Below are 7,310 nucleotides of genomic sequence, written 5' to 3'. Positions count from 1 at the left end.
AACGGCGCCCAACCCGCGCTCAGCGCCGCCGCAGCAGCCTGATTTCAGCTCTGAGGTTGACACAGAGGGTGTCATGACGGGTTGGTGTCGATGTGGCCAATCGATGCTGATGCCCGGGGTGCGCTGGTGTGCACGCGGGCGGGCTGCAACAACACCTACGCGATGCTGAACCTGACGAAGGACCGGGGGTTGGCGGTGGTCGATGTGCAGGTACGGAGGCTCTATGACCCACGCAGCCATGTCGACGTGCAGGTGAGCCTCGGTGACGGAACTAACCTGCCGTACCTAACCGCGCCTTTGCTCGAAGACCTGATCGCGCGCCCGCATCGGCAATATCCCTGGCTGGTCGTGGCGCGGGGCGATCACTGGTTTATTCAAGCGCATTTTGCGCCCGATGCGGACTGCGTGCTGGAGTATCGTGATGGCGGCCCCGAGCGGCACTTCGGCGCCAGTACATCCGATCGTGCCGTAGTCCCAACTGTCATATGGCAGTGGGTGATTGAGGATCCAGCCTGGCGTGTCGCGCTGTGTTGGCAGCGCGCGGACCATCTGAGTTAGCCTGCTCGTTTCTCGCGAGATCCCAAACGCAGCGGAGCGGTGCGGCCCACCCGACGTTGACACCCTGAAATGCCTAGCGAACGAGCGTTATTCGGCGGGCAGCTGGCCCTCTGACGGCTGTCCTGCGCGGTGCCAATTTCATCCTCGGGCGAGGCTTGCGGTTTCAATTCGCTGGTGATCGGCGGGTCGGGTCTGCCTGGTTGTCGTCGGATGAGCCGGGGTGGTCAACAGCGGGTTGAGTTGGTGCCGCCGGCACCAACAGCGCCGCGGTGATTGCGGCAGCGGAAACCACCACCGCCGCCGCGATAACCGTCGCAACATCAAGTGGTGCGAAATGGGAGTCTGCGATCGGTTTGAGAACCGCTACCAGTCCCAACGTGGGTATTGCGAGGCGAACCCACCACGCTACAACACTGTCGCCGGGAAGCCGCGAATTCGCTTCCGAGACCAGCACATACAGCGTCATCAACAGCAATACGGCGGTGCTTAGGGTCACCGCGGCGATCCCGTGGCCGCGGGGCACATGGGCCGTTATCGCGGCCGCGATCAGCGCGATCGCCGCCACCACTGTTGCCCGCCACCGCAAACACGGGTTCTTTCCGCGGGTGATCGCTAGGCCGGTCGCGATCCGCACCGCCCCCCAGCCCGCTGCCAACACACCGGCCATGCCGAGGGTGGCGGCCGCAACTGCCATCCATATCTGGCCGGCTTCGGCGTAGAACTCCGGTACCGCTTCGCCAAAGTGTTTGGCGGTCCACCGCCACGGTCCGGTGACGCTCGTATGATCGGCAACCCACAACGTCACCGCCGCCGCCACCACTACCGTGATGGCCAGTGACATCGAGCGAACCGGCGCGGCCATTTGTCCGATATTGGCTGTAATGATTTCGACGCCTACGAACGCCACCCCGTAGGCGACAACTTGGGCAGACAGATGCGTTGGCGTGGCGGCTGTCCCGATCACGACGGGCTCACTTCCCGAGGCGATGCGGGTAGTGACCGCGACGGCTAGGTAGAGGTAGATGAGCAGCCCGGTTGTCGCCAGAATCGCGACCAGTGACGCCAGGATGCGAGTCGACGCCAAACACACTGTGGTACCGCCGACGGCTGCCGCGGCGACGGCGCCGGCCGGTAGCCATGCAAGAACCGCGGCCGGGGCCGCATTGGGCGAAACTAGGTGCAGCAGCTGCAATCCGAGGCCGCCCGAGAACGCTGCGGCCAACGCCAGGTAGGCGCACAGTTGGATGATGCCGGCAGCTGTAGCGGCCCTCGGCCCAAGGGTGGCACCGATCATCTCGGCGGTATTGCGCGCGTCCGGCGTGTGCGCTCGCAGCCGCGCCAGTCCGTAGATCACCGGAATTACCACCGCCGCCGCGAGTAGCGCGCCGAGTCCATAGAAGATCGCGGAGACGATCACAGCGACGCTGAGCGCGGCTGCTTGGTATGTCCCCACGAGCCGATCTCCATCTGTGGCCTGCGCTCCCAGCGGCTGTGTTCTCCTCTTTGGCATACCCCCAAGCATGACGGATCGCCACGACGCCTTTGAGCTGCGGCACAACAACCGGGCGTGTACAACCGACCGCGCCCTGCTTCCCAGGGGGTCCGCCCGGGCCGGGCTATGGTGGCGGCTGACCGCAGCGAAACGCTGGCCTGCCGTAGGAACCGCCGCTTATCCGCCGCTTTAAGAAGTCTGGGGCAGCTTGAGCACTTGATCGCTGGCGGTGTCGAAGACGTACACGGCGCCGGCGTCGTCCACCGCAATCGCAGTGGGAGACTTAAGGCCATCGAACGCCAGCACCGATTGGTCCGTTGATCCCGGAACCAGTTTAAGCACTCGAAGATTGCGATTGTCGGAGACGTAGACGGCCCCTCTTGTATCGACTGCGACGCCGGTCGGCATGTCGAGGCCGCTGAACGGTAATACCGTTTGTGCGGTGGAGCCTGCTGCCAGCTTGACCACTCGGTCAATGTTTTGGTCACCGACCCGGGTGTTGGTGAAGTCGGCAACATACGTGGCCCCATTGCCATCTACTGCGACGCCGGTGGCGTCTCTGAGATCATTGAAGGGCAGCACTGCCTGTGCAGTGGATCCCGCAGTGAGTTTGACGATCCGGCTCGTGATCGGCCGAAGCGAGTCTCGGTCGGGGTCCCAGTGGTGGTCGACAACATAAACGGTGCCGGCGCCATCGACTGCGATGTCAGTCGGTTGTTCTAGGCCGATGAATGGCAGCTGCGTCTGGGCGGTCGATCCGGCGGCGAGCTTGAGCACCTTGCCAGCCTTCCCATCGGTGACATAGGTGGCGCCGGCGCGGTCGACTGCGATGCCCATGGGATAGCTGAGCCCGGTGAAGGGCAGCACCGACTGCGCAGTGGATCCAGCAGGGAGCTTGAGCACCCGAGCGTTTTTCTCATCGGTGACATAGACGGTGCCAGTGCTGTCTACCGCCACACCGCCTGCGACGGTCAGGCCGCGGAATGGCAGTACAACCTGCGTCTCGGGTGCGGGGCGTTGGGTTTGCGGGCCCGTTGCCGAGGGGTGGTTCTGCTTCGAGGTGACAAGGATGACTACCGCGGCCGCGACCGCAACTGTTATTGCCAGGACGCTCAGAACCAAAGCAGTTCGGTGCCCGACGACCCTATTAGGACTCCGAGCAAGGGGCGCCTTCCATGATCGTCGCGGCGACAATCGTTGCGCCTCCGGCGGATACGGGGACGTGTTCGGCGGCGTCATCGGATACTCAAAGTCGTAGGCAGGCGGCTGCTGCGGTTGGGGTGAGTCGATCGGTGGCTGCGCAGCCAGCCGCGGTTCGGCCGTCGTGCGCGTAGCGTCGCCTTCTGAACGCCAAGGAAGCGTCGGACCACTCATTGGTGCAGTGGTGGCATCCCGGGCGGCTTCGGCCAACTCCAAAGTGGTTGCGTACCGGTCGTCGGGGTTTTTGGCCATACCTTTAGCGATGACACTGTCCATTGAGGCAGGCACGTCCGGGCGGCTATCCGACGGCCTTGGCGGCGGAGCGGTCAGGTGGCTCGCCATTTGCTGCTCTGGGCTCTCGAGTGGGAATGGGATGCTGCCCGTCATCGCCTGGTACAGAACGCCAGCCAGCGCGTAAATGTCCGAACGGGCGTCGGCGCGCCCAGAGCTAAACCGCTCGGGCGCCATGTAGCTAAGGGTTCCGATCCAGCCGCCGGTCGTCGTTAAACCGGCCTCTCCTGCGCTGCGGGCGATCCCGAAATCGATCAGATAAGCGAAGCCCTGCTCGGTGATCAAGATATTGGAGGGCTTGACGTCGCGGTGGACCAACCCCACCCGGTGGGCCGCGTGCAGCGCCTCGGCCACTTGCGTAACGATTGCTACCGCGCGGGCCGGCTCTAGAGGGCCGGCGGCCAGCACAGCCTGCAGGTCGCGCCCCTCAATTAGCCGCATATCAACAAACAGGCGCCCGTCGATTTCGCCGTAGGTGTGAATGGGCACCACATGCGGCTCGGTGAGCTGTGCGGCCGCGTGGGCTTCGCGGCGAAACCGCGCTTTGAAGACAGCGTCATCCGCGAGGTGTCGCGGCAGCAGCTTCAGCGCAACAACACGATCAGTGACGGTGTCATAGGCCCGCCACACCTCACCCATGCCCCCACGACCCAGCAACTCGGTCAAGCGGTAGCGCCCAAACGACGTTCCGTCGGCGTCGACCAAAAATCCATCCCCCAGCTTGTCGGCTGCCAGGAGTAAGGGACCAGCTCGACGCCGGTTTTGCCATGAGCATGGGACCACCTGATTGCCAGTGATGGGACCGCCTGGGTAGGGGTTTTGCCAGTTATGGGACCACCCGGCGTGGCGCGGGGGTTTCCGGTTGCTCGGCCGCTGTATTGGCCAGATGAGCTACCGGGAGGTGTCGATGATCGAAGTCAGGGAGATGCTGCGGCTGTGGCTGGCGGGTCGAGGGTTGCGGGAGGTGGCTCGGCTGTCGGGCATGGACCGCAAAACGGTGCGCCGGTATGTGGATCGGGCCCGCGCGGGCGGGCTCGATCGTGACGGCGACGCCAGCCAGTTGACCGACGAGCTGTTGGGGGCGGTGATCGCCGAGGTGCGGCCGAGTCGGCCCAATGGCAAGAGCCAGGCCTGGGAGACCATCGATGCCGAGGCCGAGCAGATCAAGGCGTGGCTGAAACAGGACTTGACCTTGACGAAGGTGCACACGTTGTTGGGGCGTCGGGGTGTGGTGGTGTCGTATCGAACCTTGCATCGTTATGCCACAACGGAATTGGGGTTCGGGCAGCGTCAGGCCACGGTGCCGGTGGCTGACTGTGAGCCCGGTGCTGAACTGCAGGTCGATTTCGGTCGCCTCGGGATGCTCAGCGATGTCGAGGACGGTCGCCGGCGGGTGGTGCAGGGGTTGATCTTCACCGCGGTGTATTCGCGGCACATGTTCGTCTATCCCACTTACCGGCAGACGCTTGCCGAGGTGATCGCCGGGTTCGAGGCGGCGTGGGCATTCTTTGGTGGGGTGTTCGCGGTGGTGATTCCCGACAACATGAAGGCCATCGTCGACAAGGCTGATGCGATCGATTCGAAACTCAACGACGCATTCCGGGAATACGCGCAGGCGCGGGGCTTCGTGGTGGATCCGGCTCGCATCCGCAGTCCCCGGGATAAGCCGCGTGTCGAGCGTTGTGTGCCGTATGCGCGGTCGAATTTCTTTGCTGGAGAAGCCTTTCGAAATCTGGGCGACTGCCGGGCGCGAGCCGAGCAGTGGTGTGAGCAGGTGGCGGGGATGCGGATACATGGCACCACCCGGTGCCGCCCGGCCGAGGTGTTCGCCGCCGACGAGCTGCCCCACCTCAAGCCAGTGCCCGACGAGGTGTTCGACATCCCGACCTGGTGCCGGCCCAAGGTGGCCCCGGATCGGCACGTGGCTGTCGCCAAGGGGCTCTACAGCGTTCCCGGTGAGCTGATCGGGCGCCGGCTGGATGCCCGGGTGGATGCGCGCACGGTGAAGCTGTATTGGCGCGGTGAGCTGATCAAGGTCCACCCGGTGGTGGCGCCGGGACGCCGGCGCACCGACCCCGCCGATCTCCCGGCCGAGGTATCGGTCTATGCGATGCGCGACCTGAACACCTTGCAGCGCAAGGCAGCCGCCCACGGCACCCATGTCGGCGCGTATGCGGCGGCGGTGCTGGAACATCCGCTGCCGTGGACCAAGATGCGCCAGGTCTATCGCCTCCTCGGATTGGTGCGCCGCCACGGCCCGGACGCGGTCGATGACGCCTGCCAGCGCGCGTTGGATGCCGAGGTCATCGACGTCGGACTGATCGAGCGCATGCTCACCCGCGGTGCCGGTGCCCAGTTGCCGCTAATCCCGACCCCGCCTGCCGCGTCGCGGTTCGTCCGCGCGGCCACCGACTTCTCAGTGCGGAGGCCGTCATGAGCCCCACCACCCGCCGACCCGATGCCACCCCGGCGGTCAAGCCGATCGAGGTGTCCTCGGAGCTCAAGTCGTTGATGCGCCGCCTCAAGCTCGGCCAGCTACTCGACACCCTGCCCGAGCGGCTGGCCCTGGCACGATCCAACAGGCTGCCGCACCACGATTTCCTGGAGATGCTGCTGGCCGATGAGGTCACCCGCCGCGACCGCGAGTCCGCCGCCCGCCGCGCCAAGGCCGCGCATCTGGATCCGCAAATGCAGCTACCGGCCTGGGACGACACCGCCGCGGTCACCTTCGATCAGCAACTATGGGCCGAGTTGACCTCGCTGCGGTTTCTGGCCGACGCCTACAACGTTCTCATCATGGGTCCGGTCGGGGTCGGAAAAACCTTCCTGGCCAACGCATTAGGACACATCGCCGTGCGCCGTCACCACAGCGTGCACACCGAACGCGCCGACAAACTCTTCAAACGCCTCCGTGGTGCACGGCTCGACGGAAGCTACGAAGACGAGATGCGCAAGCTGCACCGCGTCGAACTGCTCGTCATCGATGATCTCGCGTTGCACCGGCTCGAGGCCACCGAGACCAGCGACTTCTACGAGCTGATCGTCGAACGCCACCGCCAGACCTCCACGGTCATCACCAGCAACCGCGAACCCCCCGAGATCCTGACCATGATGGCCGACCCACTGCTGGCCCAATCGGCGATGGACCGCCTGCAATCGGCGGCCTACGAACTCGTCGTCGAAGGCGAGTCCTACAGGCAACGCCAGAAACCCCGTCCCGGAAAGCCGCTCAATTCGGACCAGCCGAATTGACTGGAAGGCCCGTCATCGGCCACCATCACCACACGGCCAACAACCGGAAACACCCGGTCCCATGCTCATGGCAAAACAGTGGTCCCATCACCCTGGCAAGCGACACCCAGCTCAGTAGGGACCTTCCAAAAGGTCGAGCCTAAAGGCTCGTCGTGCCAGCGCGGTCAAGTCCAGGGACGTGGTGTATGACGTCGTCGTGTGATTCTTCGAGTTAGTGGTTCAGGCGGTCAGTGCCGCCGGGGTGTCCTCCTGTTCTGTTGATGGCGTGTGGTCGGCGCGGGATTTGCTGAGGACCTCGAGTCCGAGGTAGCGCCGCGATTCGGCCCATTCGTCGTGTTGTTCGGCCAGTACGGCGCCGACGAGGCGGATCAGGGCGTTGCGGTCGGGGAAGATGCCGACAACGTCGGTGCGACGTCGGATCTCTTTGTTGAGCCGTTCCTTTATCCGGCCCTCGGGGGCGGGTCAACCCGTCGGGGTGGGATGTTCATCGATCGAGGCGCTGGAGGTGGTCGGTAAG

The 7,310-nt window shown here is 64.7% G+C and carries 5 protein-coding genes and 1 pseudogene; 3 read left to right on the top strand and 3 right to left on the bottom strand.

From position 1 onward, the window contains the following. Positions 1–90: 90 nt before the first annotated feature. A complete protein-coding gene (locus AWC14_RS17365; protein ID WP_085241380.1) occupies positions 91–558 on the top strand; it encodes a hypothetical protein in 468 nt (155 codons plus the stop codon). Positions 559–721: 163 nt separating this feature from the next. On the opposite strand, the gene AWC14_RS17360 is transcribed toward AWC14_RS17365, so the two are convergent. Continuing rightward, positions 722–2,011, bottom strand: coding sequence for a hypothetical protein (locus AWC14_RS17360; protein ID WP_236724189.1), 1,290 nt, complete (start codon positions 2,009–2,011; stop codon positions 722–724). Between the two features lie 228 nt (positions 2,012–2,239). Continuing rightward, positions 2,240–4,246: a serine/threonine-protein kinase PknD gene (locus AWC14_RS17355; protein WP_269088199.1), complete on the bottom strand. Its 2,007-nt coding sequence runs from the start codon at positions 4,244–4,246 to the stop codon at positions 2,240–2,242. Positions 4,247–4,427: 181 nt separating this feature from the next. Here AWC14_RS17355 and istA point away from each other — a divergent pair, with 181 nt between their 5' ends. Together istA and AWC14_RS17345 are read left to right on the top strand one after the other, a co-directional pair. Beyond that, positions 4,428–5,978, top strand: coding sequence for an IS21 family transposase (istA, locus tag AWC14_RS17350; protein ID WP_084031313.1), 1,551 nt, complete (start codon positions 4,428–4,430; stop codon positions 5,976–5,978). Next, positions 5,975–6,793 carry an ATP-binding protein gene (locus tag AWC14_RS17345; protein WP_084031312.1) on the top strand — a complete coding sequence of 273 codons (819 nt, stop codon included), beginning with the start codon at positions 5,975–5,977 and terminating at the stop codon, positions 6,791–6,793. Before istA ends, AWC14_RS17345 begins: the two co-directional genes overlap by 4 nt. A 219-nt stretch (positions 6,794–7,012) precedes the next feature. Here AWC14_RS17345 and AWC14_RS17340 read toward each other — a convergent pair. Next, positions 7,013–7,231 (bottom strand): annotated as a pseudogene (locus AWC14_RS17340) (transposase); the annotation flags it as partial. Positions 7,232–7,310 lie beyond the last annotated feature (79 nt).

Origin of the sequence: Mycobacterium kyorinense, from assembly GCF_002101735.1 — a bacterium.
GTDB lineage: Bacteria > Actinomycetota > Actinomycetes > Mycobacteriales > Mycobacteriaceae > Mycobacterium > Mycobacterium kyorinense.
Note: the sequence above shows the minus strand (reverse complement) of the source record. Positions and strands in the feature narration are given on the sequence as shown.

Bases quoted from the DNA above. Each gene is read 5' to 3' on its own strand.
- AWC14_RS17365 (WP_085241380.1), top strand. From the start codon at position 91: ATGTGGCCAATCGATGCTGATGCCCGGGGTGCGCTGGTGTGCACGCGG.
- AWC14_RS17345 (WP_084031312.1), top strand. From the start codon at position 5,975: ATGAGCCCCACCACCCGCCGACCCGATGCCACCCCGGCGGTCAAGCCG.
- istA (WP_084031313.1), top strand. From the start codon at position 4,428: ATGAGCTACCGGGAGGTGTCGATGATCGAAGTCAGGGAGATGCTGCGG.